The organism is Lysinibacillus sp. FSL M8-0337 (genome assembly GCF_038593855.1).
GTDB lineage: Bacteria > Bacillota > Bacilli > Bacillales_A > Planococcaceae > Lysinibacillus > Lysinibacillus sphaericus_D.
In genome coordinates, this window is record NZ_CP151996.1 from 1987132 (window position 1) to 2003189 (window position 16058).

Genomic DNA, 16058 nt, shown 5'->3' on the forward strand with positions numbered 1-16058 from the left:
TTTTCAATGCCCCAAAGATGTCACATCCATTTTTGAACATTCAAGCTTGGCGCGTCTGCACCAATAGCACCTGACTTATTTTTATTTCCGAGAATATTGTTATTGAATGTCATCGCTTTTTGCTCCCAATCAATCTTTTCAAAATCACTTGCTTGAACAAAATTAGGAATGCCCTCGGGTAGCACTAACTTTTTATGCGTTTCGTTTGATGTACAAGCTGCTAAAAAAATAAACTTAAAAAGACGAACACAATCGGTAATTTCCTATTCATATTAATGTTAACCCCCTTTTATGAACTAGACGAAAAATAATTACAATAGTTTCTTTTTTACCTATAAATGTAAAAATTGGTGCGGATGCTGTAAAAAAATACTACAACCGACAGAAATTTTGTCGGTTGAAATGTTTGTCATAGGCAAGATAAAATTAAGTTAACAGATTATTGAAAGGAGAATTTATATGCCCTAAAAATAAGATATTTTTATTGTCTATTTGCCTACTTTTCTTAATAGTAGGCATTGGAGGTCAAATAGTATTGGGTAAAGAAAGCAATGCTGTAAGCAGTGGTGAGAGTGACCTTGAATTTGCTGTAGCGAAGGTGTTACGTGAAATGCCTGATATAGCCCATAAACTTCAAGAAACAACTATAAATAGTGGTGTAAATTTAGCTACAGTAGAAGAATCGTTGGATAACAGAAAAGTAGAGTTTCGATTAAAAGTTCATAATGAAATGAGTCATTTGAAACATGACAATGCTTATTTGGAAAAAGTCGCTGTAGAGGAAACAGAAAGGTATATAGATGCGTTACGAATAGCGAAAGAGATTTATGGTGTAAGTATTTCCCAAGATGAAGTCAATCAATATATTGCTACAAATGTTGCGGATATCGTATTGCCCGAAAAAGAACGCTACGCAAAGGCACTGGGGATATCTCTTTATGAATTAGATTATAGCTTTGATCGAGATTTTTATGTGATGGACACATTATGGGATAAGCTAATGCCTGTTTTAATGGAGCGTTATCCTCAAGAAGATGGGGAAGATAGTAATTTATATCTGGACAGAATAAAAGACGAATTTTATAGCCACTCATTAACAAGATAATCACTGTAAAGGTTTAATGGTTGCGGTGAATCGATTTTATTTAAAATACTGAGGGGTGCAAGCAAAACAGAAAGGGGACAATCAATAATGAAAAACATTCTTTCCTTAATTTTAGTGCTTTGTGTCGTCATCATTGCTTTGACTTTAATGGGTATTATTCATGTACCGTTGTTTTACCCGTACGCGGGAGTAATAATTTGTTCGACGATATTATTACGAATTATGATTAATACAAATATTCGTTCAGTTCAGTAAAACGTCTTTGTCTTAACTGTTCAAGCTAGTAATCGAGAACATTGAGAGCAAACGATACAGAGGTGAATGATAATTTGAATACACTTAGTCAAGTTCCGCTTCTAAAATTATTGGATTTAAAGATAGATTTTGCTTTTAAGCAACTTTTCGGTAGTGAACGAAATAAGCAATTAACAATCGCATTGTTAAATGCTATTTTACAACGTACTGGCAGAGTGCCTATAAATGAAGTAACTTTTATCACTCAAGAAGTCAGTGGCGAATATAAAGAGGATAAACAATGCCGTTTAGATATTGTTGTCAAAACACAATATGGAGAGTTCATAAATATCGAAATCCAATTAGCCAATAAAAAAGACATGTTTAAACGTACTTTATTTTATTGGTCAAGATTGTACAACCTACAGTTACAAAAGGGAAAGGGTTACCATACATTGAACCCGACCATTACAATTAATATTTGTGATTTTACTTTTTTTCCAGATGCAGCTCATTATCATAGCACCTATCATTTATATGACGATATTTCTTTACAACGTATACAAGATAATGTGTTAGAAATTCATTTTATTGAAATGGATAAGTTTTTGAAGGCATGGGCAAAGGAACAACATCCTTCTAATAAATTAGACAGGTGGTTGCTGTTGCTAGGTATGGTAGATGACAGTAAAAAGATAGTTCGTCAAGATATATATAATGCATTGGAGGACATCGCAATGACAGATGAAAACATACGTAAAGCGTTTCAAGCATGGCAAGAAATTAGTCAAGATCCCGAAACCATTCTTGCTTATCAATCAAGGGTCAAATATATGCTAGATGAAGCTGCTAAAATCGAAGATGCAAAATATCATGCAGAACAGGAAGGCATGGAAAAAGGCATAGAAAAAGGCATGAAACAAGGTATAGAAGGCATTGCAAGAAAGATGATTATAAAAGGTAACAGCAATGAAGAGATAATCGAGTTAACAAACTTATCACTTAAAGAAGTTCAATCTTTACGCCAAGAGATTTAATAAGAGAAAAAGCATTCAGGGAACATAGCCGTTCCTTGAATGCTTTTTCTCTTATAGTGGATTTGGAATTATCAATGATTGTTGATCTAGCGTGCTATGTCCACTAAACGCCCATTTTTCTACGCGTATTACTTGCTTTTTTAGTTTGCTGACTTTTCATTTTTTTTGTAGAAGTATCACCATTCATTTTCCCTTTAGTCGCAGCATTTTTGTTCTTTTTATTTTCTAGTTGTTGTTTTACTGCTTCTTGCAGACTCATTTTCTTTTTTGGTGCTTCCGTCTGATTATTTTCTGTCATAGGAGATTCCCCTTTTTGAATAAGATTGTTAATAGTTAGTTCCAGTATAATCTATTTTCCGTAATTTGTGAAACCCAGTACAAAAAACGGAAAATTTGTTGGGGGAGCGTTAAGTACTGCTTCTTTCTATTTCTAGAATAAAAACAACCCCTTGTTATTTTCAAATAAATGTTTATAAAATGCATATTTTTGCTTTATTTTTCTCATTCTAATATATACAAGCACATTAAAAGGATGTGGGAATATTTTGTACAGTAGAAAACAATTTATATGGGCATATTGTATTTCTAGTTTTACTTCGATTATTGGCACAATAAGCATTTTTCTAATATTAGATTATTATCAATATACAGCTGACTTTGGATTATTTTATAAATTGTTACTTGCATTTATTAGTGGAGGTCTTATTGCTTTTGCATTAGGGCTGATATTAATGAATTTATATTTTGAAAGTATCTTATCCCACAATAAAAAGAAAATGAATGATGTAATATAAATTGTAAAAGTCGATTGGTCCATAATTTTAGGATGCAATCGACTTTTTAAATAAACAATTGATTATTGCTATAAAGATTCAATACGCTCTTATAAAATGAGATTAGTCACTGTTAAATGGATATTTAAGAATGAAAAATATCCCAGTACCTATTACTGCTAAAAGAAAAGATGCTAGTAAATTCAGTAAACTTAAATCATCCATTTCCTTCACTAACTTTATGAAAAAAACAAGAAAGAAAAAGCCTGATGCGATTATTACTTTATCTTTTTTTGACGTATTCCTAATTGGAAACACCTCCTGATTGTTTGAAGAAGAGGCATGCAATAGCAATGTATTTAAACTATCATCATAGTAAGGGCAGTACTAGTCAAATCCAAAAGGAAATCTTATATCTAATAGTGTAACTATGCATGTTAAGAAAAGAGCCCATACCATAGTCGTGAATAACCTTCTTGTATAGGAGGATTTTGGTGTTTCTTTGTAAGGCGAACCTGTTACAAATAAAGATACGAAAATAATTAGTGTAAAATACAAAAAATAAGCGAGTGATTGATAATACCACATAATACTTCACCAACTTTCCTTGAAGTACGAAATGGTTGATAACTTGAATTGAACCTTTTGCACGAGAATGTTACTAATTAAAATTCTTACATGCCAAATACCTAGTTTCATAGTAGAAGGGTCAATTCGTAAATGAGGATTTGCCTGAACTTTAGTTGCGCCTTTTTCGAATCGTAAAAGGTTGTCCATTATATAGTACGTTTCTTCAGGACTAATCCATTCAATTGTGATAATATGCGCTGTTGTTTGCGCCATTTTATTGAAATGCAATGTGATTGACAATGAAATAAAAACATCATTTACAAATACTGTAGGTGTAATATTGACACCATCTATTTTTTGATTGTTTATAGTAACACTTGCTGTCATATTAACTTGTTGTGTTTTTTGCTTTTCTGTATAAACAGAATAAATCATTTGCCCATCTTGGTGAATTATTGGATTGCTCGGATCTAAGAAGTAGTTATCCTTTGTTTGAAAGAAATATAATGTATTATAAGGAAACTTTTCAAGCATTACTTCCCAATATTCTTTTACTGCATTATAAAAGCATTGTTGAGTCAATAACTCATCATGTATTTTGTAGCAAATATCCAAATGTTTTATATTTTCAGAAAAATTAAGTTTGAAAGAAGCGATTATTTCCACCATCCTCTTTCTTGCCCTAAACGATAGCCAAAGTTTACGCCAAGTGTTACGCCTAAGCCAATACCAGTTGTTTTTACTGCTGTTGAAACAACAGTCTTGGCAACATTTTTAACGGGCAAGTGAACATTAGCAACATTTTTAATGTGCACATTTGCTTTGTTTTGGTTGGCAGTTTCTCTAGCTATTTTTGCACCTGCTATTCCACCACCCACCGCACTTCCGATAGTTGTAACTGGCCAAATTTGATCTTTAGCCGTTTTTTTAGCAGCATTTACAATACTTGATCCCCAACTCGACATAAGTCGTCCTCCTTTGTCGTTTATTTACGGAAATTTTATCATTGAGAATAATTCTCGGTCAATGGTTTTATGGGGAAATTTTATTATTTTTTTGCTAATAGTTGATAAGGAAAAAGGGGCGCTAAAATCAGTAATTAGGCACTGTGTTATTATAAGAAAAAGCTAGTGCGCAAAAGTGATTGTGCAACTAGCTTTTTAATTTATGTTGGAGGTATAGTCCGCGAATAATACCAGTAATAAAGATGATAAATAATAACCCAAGAAATGCATATGCATGCCATTGTTGTAAAATACGATTATGTCCCATTGCCACTGTTAAATCATTAAAAAGTGAATATGTAAAATATAGCAAAATACTGTTTTTAATAAGACAAAAAGTAATCATACCATTTTGTCGCTCCAGATGAGAAAGGGATGGCTTGTGTTTTCGTACTACTGGATAAGCAGCCTTTATTTCTAAGTAGTGTAAAAGTAAAAAGAGCATTAACGCTACAAAGGGTAAATAAAAAATGGCGATTTTAGGGCCAAACTGTGCATGGTCAGTCGTAAAGCTTTGTAAAACAGGAATGGATGAGGGGAGCTTACGATATTGAATTAACGTTGCAGTAATGCCAGCAGTAAAAATGGTTGCTACAACTATCGTTAGTTGTTTACAAAGCCTCGGCATAGGTGTTTTTTGTTGTGCATGCATTAGATCACCTCAATATGTTCATCTTTCAAAATAGGATTCTGTTATACTGTAACATAAGATTAACATCATTTGGATGCAGAAAGAAGGATTAGATGGAATACGTTTTATTTTTAGTAATCGGTATTGCAGGAAACCTAATTGGTACATTAGTGGGCGGTGGTGGTTTAATCACATTGCCAACGATGATGCTGATGGGCGTGCCGGTTCACTCAGCGATTGGGGCAAATAAAGTTTCCAATATGGTCAGTGCTTTTTCTAGCTTTTATACGATTTTTAGAAGAAAGGAATTGTCCTGGGCGGAAATGCGTTCCGTTTTGCTTGTATCTTTAATTGGCGGAACATTAGGTGGGCTCTTTGCTTCCTTTATGAGTGGTCAGACGTTAACACTAATTGCTATTATTTTATTAGGCTTTGCATTAATCATGTCCTTTATCGGTGGGGCTGATTTTGGTGAAGTGGACAGCTTTAAAATGAATCGAAAAACAGGTCCCATTTTGCTTGGGGTAGGATTTTATGATGGGTTATTTGGTCCAGGTAGTAGTACGTTAGCGTTGTATACTTATGCCCATGAAAAACTTTCCTATATAAAAGCAGTAGGTTTGTCTCGTGTAGGCGTTTTTGCCATGTGTGCTGGGGCAGCTATTACGTATATTGCAACGGGAAAAATTGAATGGCCGCTAACAATTGTCTTAATGATAGGTTCCATTATTGGTGCACAAATAGGCATTATCCTAGCTACTAAGGTAAAAGCAAATCAAGTAAAAATTCTGTTACGCATTGTCACTATTGTGTTGATTTTGCAACTTTGTTATGATTTCTTCCACCAGTTATAAGGAGGGCTTTCATGTTTGATATATCACCATTCCCAGCTTTTTCTTGGTCACTTTCACGCCATAAAACGTTAACGAGTTGTGCAAGAAAATATGGATATGAATATTATTTTGCTCATAATGGTTGGTTGAGCTATCAGGTTGAACCTTTTCATCAGCATGTGTATCGCTTAAAAAAGCTGCAAGCGATGCCTATTTTATTTGGACAAATTGTTCACCGGCTCATCGAACAAACCATTATTGATTATTTGCAAACGAGGGCAGTGCCGTCAGTGGTGGAGCTTGTTAACCGTGCTCGTGGTCAATTAAATGCCGCCTTTATTGATTCGACCCGTCATGGAGACTTGTGGCGACAACAGCCTAATAAGTATTACATGATGCAGGAAATTTACTATGATGGTCAACTAAATGCTGAGTTGATAACAGATTATAAAAGTAGGTTGGAAGCAGTATTTACAAACTTTCTTCTAAGTGAGACGTTTATGCAAATAACTGCGCAAACAGGTTCATTACGGATTGGTGAACCCGAACAGTTTCGCTCAATGAAAATTGAGGATACACAGGTTTTTGTGGTGATGGACTTTCATTATTATGATGATATGGCCGATAAATGGATTATTATCGATTGGAAGACCGGAGGGAAATCCGATGATGATCGTCAGCAATTAGCGCTCTATGCCTATTACATCCAACAAAAATACGGGGTAACGTTAGAGAAAATTGAGGTATACAATGAATATTTACTAACGGGGCAGCGAAAACAATATACATTTACATCATTTGATATGGACACTATTTTACATACATTTCGACGTAGTGTACTGGAAATGAAAAAGTTTCAAGCAGATATTCTGACAAACGAGCCAGTGGATATTGAAGATTTTCAGCAAACGACGGATGAATGGCGCTGTAAGAGCTGTAATTATAAAGAATTATGTTATACCAAATGAGTGGAATTATGGAGCGAGTGACCAAAAAGTGACCAATTAATCTAAATCGTCGAAATGGTCGCTCGCATCATTTTTATCCTTACTTGTTAAATGACTATAGGTGTTGATTGTCATTTTTATATCGGAGTGACCTAGTTGTTCCTGGATAATCTTAAAGTTTACATTTCTGCTGACCATAAATGAGGCATAAGAATGACGTAAAGCATGAAAATTCAACTTTGGTAAGTTATGCTTTTCAATTATTCTTCTCCAAGCCATATCTATAGCAGCCGGTTTTGATGGATAACCGTCTGAATTAGTAAAGATAAAATTTAAGGGATTTCCATCGTCATCTTTTAGCGGATTCCAAATATTACACATTTCATTTTTTAACTGCAAATATTCTTCAATAAATACCTTTAGTTCACCCATCAAACCCTTTGGGACATCAACAAATCGAGGCTTTTTGTTTTTTGGAGGTAAAATTTTTAGCTTTCTAATTTCAATATCAAATTGAAGAGTTTTGTCTACATATATAGTATTATTTTCAAAATCAAAAGACTCCACACACAATCCTGCTACTTCTGCTAATCGAAGGCCTACCATTGCTGCTAATTTAATCTGGATCTTGTGTTTAGGATTTACACTTTCCAATACTCTGAAAAGATGTTTTAACTGTTCCTCATCGTAAAATTCTAAGTCCTTCTTTTTAGGAACCAAACGGGGAGATTTAATGCCATCCATAGGATTTTCCTTAAGTAAATTCCATTCCATCGCTTTAGAGAAGATGCTTTTTAAAGCTGTATATTGTCCTTTTGCTACACTAGGACATCTTGCTCTCCATCTTTTTAGGCATTCAACCAGATGTAGTGTCTTGATATTAGAAAGTTTACGATCGCCTAAATCCTCTAGTATCCCATTGTTTAAGCTTACTTTGTAGGTATCTCTTGTTTTGATCGATAATTCAGTTTTGACATACAAATCCATCCACCGATCAATAAAATCTCTAAATTTAATATTCTCAATCTTTTGCAGTTTTTCATTTTCTATATTTGCTACTTCAATTTCAAAATCGGTCACAGCCTTTTTTATAGCACGATCTGACATTGATTTCATACGAATAGTTTTAGTATATCTAAGTCGCTCTCCAGTATCTTCATCATACCCATGCTCAACAGTGACTTTTATTCGCGGTTCTCCTTTTTTAGTAGGTGATAAAACTGTATAGCTTGCCATAACTAATCTCCTTTCTTTTAATACTGCGAATCAAAATTTCATCATCACCTCCTTTAACGGGAATATTTGTTCTTTTTAGGGTAAAAATTTTTTACCATCTATAGTTTTTAAAGAAAGTAATTCAAGTGGAACTCCTTTTTCTTCAATTGCATCATAGATGGTAAAGCTTGAATCGTTTTGTTCTAAAAATAAATCGTCAGGTAATAATAGTTCTAAAGCAAAAGTATTAGCCTCTATTTCTATTTTATCCGTAGAAAAAAGAGTGTGTTTTTTTAAAAACGAAGTGTTGATATCTTCATGTTGAATGTAGTGACCTAATTCGTGACCGCAAATAAAAATCTGTAATTTCCTATCAGCATTTTCATTAATGTGAATCATAGGTACTCTAAAATGCTTATTATAGTACCCAAACGTATTCCCTAAAGGTTCGAACACAATAAGTACACCCATATACTCAGCGAGCTTGAAAGGGTCATTAGTCCCGTATTTTTCAATTAACTGATTAACAATTGACTTTATCAACATGGCACCCACACTCCCACTAATCTCTATATTTTTTAGGGGTGAATTTCTGTTTTGCTACACGTTTAGCTAGTCTTAACGAATTTTCTAAGCTAGATATTAATAACTCTCTATCTTCTAATTCTTCTTCACTTAACTCATCAAGAGTTCTACCATCGAATGCAGCATGCCCACCCTTAGATAGTCCTTCGACCATTTTTTGAAGCTCTTCTTGTATAGATCGTTCATCTTTCTCTGTTAAATCGTAGTAACGCTTCTTGTCAGTGCGACCTAATAGGTAGTCAGTGCTTACATCAAAGTAGTCTGCAATTGTTTCTAATTTATCTGCACCAGGAGTTTGTGTTTTTAGACGGTACAATGTATTTTTTGAGTAACCTAATGATTCTTCTAATTCGTTAATCGAGATTTTTCTTTCTTTACATAGATTTTTTATTATCTCAAACGTTGTCATATCAACCATCCTCAAAAGCATGTCAAATATTTTTAAACTTTTTGCATAAAAATCATTGACTTTTTTTATACTTATAGTTTAATATTACTGACATAAGCTAAGTTATTCGCTAAAAGACAATAGAAAAGACAACCTATAAGAACACAACTATTGCGTTGGGGAACGGATAAAGTGTTGGTTTCACAGGCTTTTTAAAGTCTTATTTAGCTATGTTTATATATTAAACTATTCGACTAAAATTAGTCAACAAAATTAGCGAATAATTTAGCTTGATACTTCCAATTAGTTGAAGAACTGTTGTGCCAAGCCAATGACGGTATGAATTATTCGGACTTATAGCTGATATGACGGTAGCAACGTTAATAAATTTTGAAAGGAGGCTAAGGTATGTCAGAAGAGTTAGGTGCACAAGTACGTTCGGAACTATTCAAACGTAAGATGAGCCAAAAGGATTTAGCAGAAATGATAGGCATTTCAACTGTATATCTTTCAGATATAATCCGTGGTCGAAAAGATGGCCCGAAAGCACAAGAACATATCAAGCATATTCGTAAGATTTTAGATATTTAAAATCAATTTATTGCAAGGGGAATTGAGATGATGCGCAAAGTGCGTGGAGTAAAAGAGTTGGACAAGTATCTTAAATCAAATAATTGTCCTATGTCTGTAGCAACTTTATATAGATTAGTTAAACGAAACGAAATACCTTTTAATCGTCCTGCACCAAGAGTTTTACTTTTTGACCTAGATGATATTGACAAATGGCTAGGTGGAGAAACCAAATGAACATAACCAACCTAAAGTGGAGAGCGATGTCAGATGAGGAGAAACGAAAAGCATTAGAAACAAAGTCAAATGTTACACGTTGAATCAAATTAATCTGGTTCCTGTTGAGTTAGTAGCAGTAGTAATCAAAACATAATAATCCAAACGTATGGGAATTTGAAAGGGGAAATTAAAATGACTCGAAATCCTTATGATTTCTATATCACGGACGAAGAGTATGAACTAGCAGAAAGTAAAGGTATTTCACAATATACACTTAATTATAGAATCCGTGAACTAGGATGGAGTAAATCAAAAGCATTGAATACACCAATTCAAAAACATCGTCGAAATCAATATCCTAAACACATTATGGATAAGGTGAAAGAAAATAATATTAATCCTCGTGCATTTCGTTGGAGAGTTGAAAATGGATGGGATATAGAAAGGGCGTGCACAGAACCAACACTACCACCAGATAATCCAGTGCGTATTAGTAGAACTGCTGAAAAAAGAAGAAAGTATCCAATTGAACTAGTACGTTTAGCAGAAAAGAATGGTATCTCGAAGAGTACATTTCAAAGACGTGTAAAAAAAGGGATGGACATGTATACCGCTGCTATCACACCCCTCATGACCAAAGAAGAGTCATTAGCTAAAGCTCGAGAAAAAAGTTCATTCCACTTAGGTAACAAAAACTTTTGGAATAGTGTAAAAGGTCTCTCCGCCAAGTGACCTTATGAAACTAAATTCCAAGAAAATATACCATATGTGAACAACTTAATCAAATAAAAAATAATCTATTTTTCGAGGTTGCTAGGAGGCGACACATAGATATGAGCATTATGAGTGTAGAGAAAAATAAGGATTATACTATCATGAACCGCACAGCACTCAACAATAAGCAGCTATCTTGGAAAGCTAAAGGCATTATGGCATATATGCTTTCAATGCCAAATGGTTTTTATTCCGTAGGAGGGGTCAGGGCAAATGGCTGAAAGAAATTTCAAAGGCGTATGGATTCCGAAAGAGATATGGCTTGCAAAGGATTTAGGGTGGTCGGAAAAAGTACTACTGGTGGAAATTGATTCATTAGATGGTGAGAATGGTTGTTTTGCATCTAATGAGTATTTAGCCGACTTTTTCAAACTATCAAAAGACCGCATTTCCAAAATGATTTCTAGTTTGAGAGAAAAGGGATATATCACGGTACATCTGGTTTATAAAGAGGGCACAAAGCAAATTGAAAAACGTGTTATTCGTATTGCAAGGCAACCATACCCTATAGGCGAAAACACCGATACCCCTATAGGCGAAAACGCCGAGGATAATAATACAGTCTTTAATAATACAACTAATAATACAAAAGACAAAGACAGTCAGTCGTCTAGTCCTCTCGTTAATCCAAATTTTGAACCTATTAAACAACTGTTCGAAAGTAAAGTTCGTGTTGCTACTTTAGCTGATTGTAACAACATACATGAAGCTCTCGAATTTTACGAACCGCAGTTAATTAAAGAAGCAATACTCACTGGGGCAAACAGTGCGAGAAGCTTTAAATACATTCTTTCGATTTTGGATAACTGGCGTAAAGAGCTTGGTGTAAAAACATACGCAGATTGGCAGGTGAAGGTTAGTGGATCCAATGCAGGAAGTACTTCAAAAATTACAAGAGAAGTACCTAAAATTATCAACCGAAGAAGTAGCAACGAATGAACAAAAAGTGTTCACCTGTCCTAAGTGCAAAGATGTTGGGGGTTTCTTTGAAATGAAAGTAGATGAGGATGAACGAAGCATTACTTACGGCAAATCTTTTCAGATATGGGTCGACTGTTCATGTGAAAAGCAAAAGATAGCGAACAAACTAATCAAGGCCAGTGAAATCACAGATAACTTTAAATCTATGACATTTGCAAACTATTACACAGATGGGCAATCGAGTCTAGTGGTTGAAGCAAAGGATTTAGCAATGAAATACTTTAAGGAATTTGAAAAGTTGAACACAGGGCGTACAGAGGCTGAGGAAATGGCTGTTGGGATTGCAGTACTTGGACAACCAGGCTTCGGTAAAACACATTTATTATCAGCGCTTAGTAACAACATGATGCAAAAGAAATTAAAGTCAGTCTTATATTTCCCTTATGTAGAAGGATTTGACGACTTACGAGATGACTTTGAAAAGTTACAAGCGAAGCTTATTCGCATGAAAGAAGTAGATATTTTATTCATAGATGATTTATTTAAACCTGTCAACAAACGTGATCGTAACGGCGAGGTGGTATTGGATAAAAACAATATGCCAATTAAGATACCACAAGCCAGCTCGTGGGAGATTAAGCAAATTTATTCGGTAGTTAATTATCGATACATGAATAAGAAACCAATCTTCCTTAGCAGTGAGCTAGATTTCGACGAAATGATTCTGCTGGATGAAGCATTGGGCACAAGGCTCTATCAGATGTGCAAACGATATTTTCTAATCATCGATAAGGATTTATCGCTGAATTACAGATTAAAGTAAGGGGCGCATAGCCCTTTGATTGGAGGGTGAAGGGATGAGGTACAGCAAATAGAGTTATTGCAACAAATCTATGATGAAAAATCAATGTCCCAGGCGGTAAAAAACACAAGAATCAGGAGGTATTATTATGAACGAATTACAAACATTTCAGCACTCTGTGTTCGGTGAATTACCATTAATCATTGTTGATGGGAAAGAATACTTCGGTGCTACAGATGTAGCTAAAGCTTTGGAATATAAACAACCCCATACTGCAGTAAGCAACCACTGTGATATAGAGGGGGTTATAAGTTATAACGTCCTTACAGATGGTGGAGAACAACAAAAGAAATTTATCTCACTAGGAAATGTATCTCGTTTAATAGTGTCAGCTTCTAAGCAAAGTAAAAATCCTGATATTCAGCAAAAGGCCAAAGTGTATGAAAAATGGATTTTTGATGAAGTTATTCCAACTGTCCATAAACACGGAGCATATATGACACCAAGCGTATTAGAACAAGCGATTGAAGACCCTGACTTCATGATTGGTTTATTCCAAAAATTAAAAATCGAAAAAGAAGAAAAGCGACAACTCATAACAGAAAATCTGGTTCTTGAACAACGTGTAAACGAATTACAACCAAAGGCTACTTACTATGATTTAATTCTACAAAATAAGTCGTTATTGTCCACAAGCGTTATAGCTAAGGATTATGGCATGAGTGCTATAACACTCAATAAAAAACTCCATGAGTTAGGTGTGCAATATAAACAAGGTGATATCTGGTTGTTATATGCGAAATATCAAGATAAGGGTTACACACAAACTTACATGCATGCTATTGATGCAGAAAAATCAAAACCTCACACAAAATGGACTCAACAAGGGCGATTGTTCATTTATGACTTGTTAAAAGGTGAAGGTATTGTGCCAACAATCGAACGTGATTATGAGGAGGTTAAATAAATGAACAACAAAACAAAGACTGTCCAACTACACAAATACCACATTCATACGATGGATGAATGTGGGAAAGAGGAAGGTACAACAACAATCAGCTTTGCTGTTTTTACTGAACGTATTGAAAATTTGATTCTGGGTGTTAAATGGATAAATCCGATTGGTTCAGCCGAAGAAATAAAGATCGAAGATATTGTTTATATTGACTTCTTAGGAACTGAAAATGTCGAATTGGATACCGAGATGGGCAAGCATTTAAAAGAGAGTGGTGTGGAAAAATGACAGTGAAACCTTCAGAAAAAAGCAAGTTTGAATTGTACAACGCTGCTTATCTACGTGTATTAGATACAACGTTGACAGAATTAAATGCAGGTGATGAGCAAGCTACATTGCGGAATATAGAGAAGATTATTTGGTACGGTGTTAAGCGTATAATTACGATGCCCGAATATAAGGATTACGAATTAGCGGTTAGTGACTTTCAATTGATTTGTAGCATCAAATCACTGATGGAATGTATGACACTCAAACAATTTATGACTACATTCCCAATTGAAAAAACTTACGATGGTGAAAGATGGGGTGTGAAGGATTATTATTACACGGTTAATTACATCAAAGAGATTGGGTTAAATTCACAAGATGAACTAGGAGAACATACCTTGGAACTGTTAACAGAGTACATGAACCCAGATATACACGATTTGTTCGTAAAGAGCCTAACTACTATGAGTGCTATTCGACGTTATGAGGGACATTTGTCTCTTTTCGAAGAGTTTATGGCTTCTGAAGGACATGGAACAACGAATACCTTTAAGGATCAAACGGGACAAGCTTACTATGTGCGTGATGGAAGACCTGAAAAAATTAAAATGAACAATAAAAATCATTTGATAGTTGTTAAATAGAGGAGTGGGTAATTATGAATGTTAAAAGAATTGAATATATCGGTGAAGGTTGTTCTTTATGGGTTGAGTCTGACCAATTAGATGGAATTTTTCATCTTATGATTACTGAATTTAAGCTGGATGCAAACAGAAATATAGAGGATGAAATCAAGTTTGGTACTGTATTAAGTATTGAAGAAATGAAAGAGTTTCATCGTGTGCTGAGTGAGGCTATAGATCATCAAGAAAGAGCAGCGTTGCAATAAGTAACAATTGTAGGTGGGCTAGGTGAGTAATTGAAAGATATTGTTCAAGAGGATGAAGAATGAATAAACCAAATTCTATAATGGTTCGCCAATAGTTTCACCAAAAGAGGTTTATTAAATTGACAGGATTGACTATTCTGTTGGATATTTATAAGTCTTTAAGTGGGTGTGATCTATCAATTTAATCTCGGGTCCAAAAGATATTTCATAGGTCATTCGGTCCTTCCCCAGTGGGATATACTGATCAACTGTAGGTTCAATTTCAAATGTAATCTGCACTATAAAGCCACGAAAACCGTTTACTCTTTTAGTTTCAATAACTTCAATTTTCCATGGAGTAACATGTGGTGTAACATCCTTGAAAATCTCCGGATAATAATAGCTAGTTAAGTCTTTTTCAATATAAGGAGTAAGCATGATCATGAGCATATCCTGCATCCTAAGTTCGTTAGAGTCTTGAGAGGGTTCATTTATTCCAAATCCTGTCTTTGGAAGGGAAAACAAAATAAAAGTAATTGATATTACTAAAGTAAATAAACCCTTTTTCATTTATTAAATACACCTCTTTAAAAAATTTTATAAATTTATTATTAACGATTCGTTTAAAAGTATGTAGCATCAAAGGTAGTTTACTGCACAATATGAGGAAAAAGAAACTAAAAAAGGGTCACTGAGGTGTGACCCGAAATGAGGGAGGTAATGACTGTCAACTAGCGCCACAACCAAATAAGTGCGTGTGATACACTCAATAATAATTTGTGAAGATTGAGGGTAAATATACATCTTAAATCTGTGCAGCACATTATGAAAATGTTCAGTCGAAATTTGTGAGTTAATTAGTAAATTTAGATAACTTTTCAACTTCTTCTGGAGTAATGTTTTTAGCCTTATATGCAATGACAGCTTTATTTGAAATAACTTTATACTTTTCAGAAGGTAATCCAGGTGGTATACGAAAAGTGATATTAATTAGTTTATGTGGCGGATTGTGTGCACCTTCAAACGAAATCACTCTTAAACTAACATCATAATAGTCATTTTGTCTATTTCTTTCAATCTTTTCGATTCTTCCAAATTCAAATAAATGATTATCGCCGTACGAAGACATTGTTTCAAGTATTGGTATACCTAGCTCACGTAAAAAGGCTAACTCTATCACACTAGGGGGTTGATCTTGTGGAAAATATTCTATATCTGATTTAGCAAATGCAGAATTTATGAGCAGAAGACTCATTAGAAGTAACGAGATGAAAATTATTTTTCGCATCTAAACAATTCCTTTTATTATTTTTCTTGTTATTTGCGAATACAAAAATTTTATGCGTAATTAATTCAA

Annotated in this window: 24 protein-coding genes; 15 read left to right on the plus strand and 9 right to left on the minus strand. The window is 34.3% G+C overall.

Translation table 11 applies throughout. The annotated features are described in order from the left end of the window. Nucleotides 1–535: 535 nt before the first annotated feature. The 3 genes from MKY08_RS09300 (at nt 536) to MKY08_RS09310 (ending at nt 2376) form a co-directional block, all read left to right on the plus strand. On the plus strand, nt 536–1105 hold the full coding sequence (locus MKY08_RS09300) for a hypothetical protein (RefSeq protein ID WP_069511110.1): 570 nt from the start codon (nt 536–538) through the stop codon (nt 1103–1105). An 87-nt stretch (nt 1106–1192) separates the two neighbouring features. After that, the gene (locus tag MKY08_RS09305) at nt 1193–1360 is read left to right on the plus strand and encodes a hypothetical protein (RefSeq protein ID WP_176723171.1); all 168 of its coding nucleotides are present in this window, start codon (nt 1193–1195) and stop codon (nt 1358–1360) included. A gap of 74 nt (nt 1361–1434) precedes the next feature. Then, nucleotides 1435–2376: an Rpn family recombination-promoting nuclease/putative transposase gene (locus tag MKY08_RS09310; protein WP_069511112.1), complete on the plus strand. Its 942-nt coding sequence runs from the start codon at nt 1435–1437 to the stop codon at nt 2374–2376. A 103-nt stretch (nt 2377–2479) separates the two neighbouring features. Here the strand turns inward: MKY08_RS09310 and MKY08_RS09315 are convergent, their stop codons facing one another. The 4 genes from MKY08_RS09315 to MKY08_RS09330 all read right to left on the minus strand — a co-directional run bounded on the left by MKY08_RS09315 (nt 2480) and on the right by MKY08_RS09330 (nt 5375). Next, nucleotides 2480–2674: a hypothetical protein gene (locus tag MKY08_RS09315; protein WP_024361916.1), complete on the minus strand. Its 195-nt coding sequence runs from the start codon at nt 2672–2674 to the stop codon at nt 2480–2482. A gap of 1069 nt (nt 2675–3743) precedes the next feature. Beyond that, nucleotides 3744–4388 (minus strand): hypothetical protein, encoded by a 645-nt coding sequence (locus tag MKY08_RS09320; RefSeq protein ID WP_069511116.1) that lies wholly within the window; start codon nt 4386–4388, stop codon nt 3744–3746. Continuing rightward, nucleotides 4376–4684, minus strand: coding sequence for a hypothetical protein (locus MKY08_RS09325; protein WP_069511118.1), 309 nt, complete (start codon nt 4682–4684; stop codon nt 4376–4378). Before MKY08_RS09325 ends, MKY08_RS09320 begins: the two co-directional genes overlap by 13 nt. A gap of 187 nt (nt 4685–4871) precedes the next feature. Beyond that, nucleotides 4872–5375, minus strand: coding sequence for a hypothetical protein (locus tag MKY08_RS09330; RefSeq protein WP_069511120.1), 504 nt, complete (start codon nt 5373–5375; stop codon nt 4872–4874). 92 nt (nt 5376–5467) lie between these two features. Between MKY08_RS09330 and MKY08_RS09335 the strand changes: the two genes are divergently transcribed. Both MKY08_RS09335 and MKY08_RS09340 read left to right on the plus strand, forming a co-directional pair. Next, the gene (locus tag MKY08_RS09335) at nt 5468–6208 is read left to right on the plus strand and encodes a TSUP family transporter (RefSeq protein ID WP_069511122.1); all 741 of its coding nucleotides are present in this window, start codon (nt 5468–5470) and stop codon (nt 6206–6208) included. 11 nt (nt 6209–6219) lie between these two features. Continuing rightward, nucleotides 6220–7155, plus strand: coding sequence for a PD-(D/E)XK nuclease family protein (locus MKY08_RS09340; RefSeq protein ID WP_081327923.1), 936 nt, complete (start codon nt 6220–6222; stop codon nt 7153–7155). 36 nt (nt 7156–7191) lie between these two features. Here MKY08_RS09340 and MKY08_RS09345 read toward each other — a convergent pair whose 3' ends face one another. From MKY08_RS09345 to MKY08_RS09355, 3 genes are all read right to left on the minus strand, one after another. Next, nucleotides 7192–8370 (minus strand): tyrosine-type recombinase/integrase, encoded by a 1179-nt coding sequence (locus tag MKY08_RS09345; protein ID WP_069511124.1) that lies wholly within the window; start codon nt 8368–8370, stop codon nt 7192–7194. Between the two features lie 75 nt (nt 8371–8445). Further along, on the minus strand, nt 8446–8895 hold the full coding sequence (locus MKY08_RS09350; RefSeq protein ID WP_069511126.1) for an ImmA/IrrE family metallo-endopeptidase: 450 nt from the start codon (nt 8893–8895) through the stop codon (nt 8446–8448). A 16-nt stretch (nt 8896–8911) separates the two neighbouring features. Further along, nucleotides 8912–9343 (minus strand): helix-turn-helix transcriptional regulator, encoded by a 432-nt coding sequence (locus tag MKY08_RS09355; protein ID WP_069511128.1) that lies wholly within the window; start codon nt 9341–9343, stop codon nt 8912–8914. Nucleotides 9344–9730: 387 nt separating this feature from the next. Between MKY08_RS09355 and MKY08_RS09360 the strand changes: the two genes are divergently transcribed. The 10 genes from MKY08_RS09360 to MKY08_RS09405 all read left to right on the plus strand — a co-directional run bounded on the left by MKY08_RS09360 (nt 9731) and on the right by MKY08_RS09405 (nt 14722). Then, nucleotides 9731–9913: a helix-turn-helix transcriptional regulator gene (locus tag MKY08_RS09360; RefSeq protein ID WP_069511130.1), complete on the plus strand. Its 183-nt coding sequence runs from the start codon at nt 9731–9733 to the stop codon at nt 9911–9913. A gap of 27 nt (nt 9914–9940) precedes the next feature. Then, entirely contained in the window at nt 9941–10129 is a 189-nt protein-coding gene (locus MKY08_RS09365; RefSeq protein WP_256093153.1) for a helix-turn-helix domain-containing protein, read from the plus strand. A gap of 174 nt (nt 10130–10303) precedes the next feature. After that, on the plus strand, nt 10304–10843 hold the full coding sequence (locus tag MKY08_RS09370; RefSeq protein WP_069511134.1) for a hypothetical protein: 540 nt from the start codon (nt 10304–10306) through the stop codon (nt 10841–10843). Between the two features lie 101 nt (nt 10844–10944). Next, nucleotides 10945–11106, plus strand: coding sequence for a hypothetical protein (locus MKY08_RS09375; RefSeq protein WP_176723172.1), 162 nt, complete (start codon nt 10945–10947; stop codon nt 11104–11106). Continuing rightward, nucleotides 11099–11824 (plus strand): helix-turn-helix domain-containing protein, encoded by a 726-nt coding sequence (locus MKY08_RS09380; protein WP_069511136.1) that lies wholly within the window; start codon nt 11099–11101, stop codon nt 11822–11824. The genes MKY08_RS09375 and MKY08_RS09380 overlap by 8 nt, the downstream gene beginning before the upstream one ends. Further along, nucleotides 11754–12629, plus strand: a complete 876-nt coding sequence (locus MKY08_RS09385; RefSeq protein ID WP_081327924.1) for a DnaA/Hda family protein — start codon at nt 11754–11756, stop codon at nt 12627–12629. Before MKY08_RS09380 ends, MKY08_RS09385 begins: the two co-directional genes overlap by 71 nt. Before the next feature lie 127 nt (nt 12630–12756). Beyond that, nucleotides 12757–13575: a phage antirepressor KilAC domain-containing protein gene (locus MKY08_RS09390; protein WP_069511140.1), complete on the plus strand. Its 819-nt coding sequence runs from the start codon at nt 12757–12759 to the stop codon at nt 13573–13575. Next, the gene (locus MKY08_RS09395) at nt 13576–13851 is read left to right on the plus strand and encodes a hypothetical protein (RefSeq protein WP_069511142.1); all 276 of its coding nucleotides are present in this window, start codon (nt 13576–13578) and stop codon (nt 13849–13851) included. Next, nucleotides 13848–14477, plus strand: coding sequence for a hypothetical protein (locus MKY08_RS09400; RefSeq protein WP_069511144.1), 630 nt, complete (start codon nt 13848–13850; stop codon nt 14475–14477). Before MKY08_RS09395 ends, MKY08_RS09400 begins: the two co-directional genes overlap by 4 nt. A 14-nt stretch (nt 14478–14491) precedes the next feature. After that, complete coding sequence (locus MKY08_RS09405) at nt 14492–14722, plus strand: hypothetical protein (RefSeq protein ID WP_069511146.1); 231 nt, start codon at nt 14492–14494, stop codon at nt 14720–14722. A gap of 132 nt (nt 14723–14854) precedes the next feature. Here MKY08_RS09405 and MKY08_RS09410 read toward each other — a convergent pair whose 3' ends face one another. Together MKY08_RS09410 and MKY08_RS09415 are read right to left on the minus strand one after the other, a co-directional pair. Continuing rightward, the gene (locus tag MKY08_RS09410) at nt 14855–15271 is read right to left on the minus strand and encodes a DUF3888 domain-containing protein (protein ID WP_069511148.1); all 417 of its coding nucleotides are present in this window, start codon (nt 15269–15271) and stop codon (nt 14855–14857) included. Between the two features lie 283 nt (nt 15272–15554). Then, complete coding sequence (locus MKY08_RS09415) at nt 15555–15989, minus strand: hypothetical protein (RefSeq protein WP_069511150.1); 435 nt, start codon at nt 15987–15989, stop codon at nt 15555–15557. Nucleotides 15990–16058 lie beyond the last annotated feature (69 nt).

Bases quoted from the DNA above. Each gene is read 5' to 3' on its own strand.
- MKY08_RS09305 (WP_176723171.1), top strand. From the start codon at position 1,193: ATGAAAAACATTCTTTCCTTAATTTTAGTGCTTTGTGTCGTCATCATT.
- MKY08_RS09315 (WP_024361916.1), bottom strand. From the start codon at position 2,674: ATGACAGAAAATAATCAGACGGAAGCACCAAAAAAGAAAATGAGTCTG.
- MKY08_RS09320 (WP_069511116.1), bottom strand. From the start codon at position 4,388: ATGGTGGAAATAATCGCTTCTTTCAAACTTAATTTTTCTGAAAATATA.
- MKY08_RS09325 (WP_069511118.1), bottom strand. From the start codon at position 4,684: ATGTCGAGTTGGGGATCAAGTATTGTAAATGCTGCTAAAAAAACGGCT.
- MKY08_RS09330 (WP_069511120.1), bottom strand. From the start codon at position 5,375: ATGCATGCACAACAAAAAACACCTATGCCGAGGCTTTGTAAACAACTA.
- MKY08_RS09335 (WP_069511122.1), top strand. From the start codon at position 5,468: ATGGAATACGTTTTATTTTTAGTAATCGGTATTGCAGGAAACCTAATT.
- MKY08_RS09340 (WP_081327923.1), top strand. From the start codon at position 6,220: ATGTTTGATATATCACCATTCCCAGCTTTTTCTTGGTCACTTTCACGC.
- MKY08_RS09345 (WP_069511124.1), bottom strand. From the start codon at position 8,370: ATGGCAAGCTATACAGTTTTATCACCTACTAAAAAAGGAGAACCGCGA.
- MKY08_RS09350 (WP_069511126.1), bottom strand. From the start codon at position 8,895: ATGTTGATAAAGTCAATTGTTAATCAGTTAATTGAAAAATACGGGACT.
- MKY08_RS09355 (WP_069511128.1), bottom strand. From the start codon at position 9,343: ATGACAACGTTTGAGATAATAAAAAATCTATGTAAAGAAAGAAAAATC.
- MKY08_RS09360 (WP_069511130.1), top strand. From the start codon at position 9,731: ATGTCAGAAGAGTTAGGTGCACAAGTACGTTCGGAACTATTCAAACGT.
- MKY08_RS09365 (WP_256093153.1), top strand. From the start codon at position 9,941: ATGATGCGCAAAGTGCGTGGAGTAAAAGAGTTGGACAAGTATCTTAAA.
- MKY08_RS09370 (WP_069511134.1), top strand. From the start codon at position 10,304: ATGACTCGAAATCCTTATGATTTCTATATCACGGACGAAGAGTATGAA.
- MKY08_RS09375 (WP_176723172.1), top strand. From the start codon at position 10,945: ATGAGCATTATGAGTGTAGAGAAAAATAAGGATTATACTATCATGAAC.
- MKY08_RS09380 (WP_069511136.1), top strand. From the start codon at position 11,099: ATGGCTGAAAGAAATTTCAAAGGCGTATGGATTCCGAAAGAGATATGG.
- MKY08_RS09385 (WP_081327924.1), top strand. From the start codon at position 11,754: ATGCAGGAAGTACTTCAAAAATTACAAGAGAAGTACCTAAAATTATCA.
- MKY08_RS09390 (WP_069511140.1), top strand. From the start codon at position 12,757: ATGAACGAATTACAAACATTTCAGCACTCTGTGTTCGGTGAATTACCA.
- MKY08_RS09395 (WP_069511142.1), top strand. From the start codon at position 13,576: ATGAACAACAAAACAAAGACTGTCCAACTACACAAATACCACATTCAT.
- MKY08_RS09400 (WP_069511144.1), top strand. From the start codon at position 13,848: ATGACAGTGAAACCTTCAGAAAAAAGCAAGTTTGAATTGTACAACGCT.
- MKY08_RS09405 (WP_069511146.1), top strand. From the start codon at position 14,492: ATGAATGTTAAAAGAATTGAATATATCGGTGAAGGTTGTTCTTTATGG.
- MKY08_RS09410 (WP_069511148.1), bottom strand. From the start codon at position 15,271: ATGAAAAAGGGTTTATTTACTTTAGTAATATCAATTACTTTTATTTTG.
- MKY08_RS09415 (WP_069511150.1), bottom strand. From the start codon at position 15,989: ATGCGAAAAATAATTTTCATCTCGTTACTTCTAATGAGTCTTCTGCTC.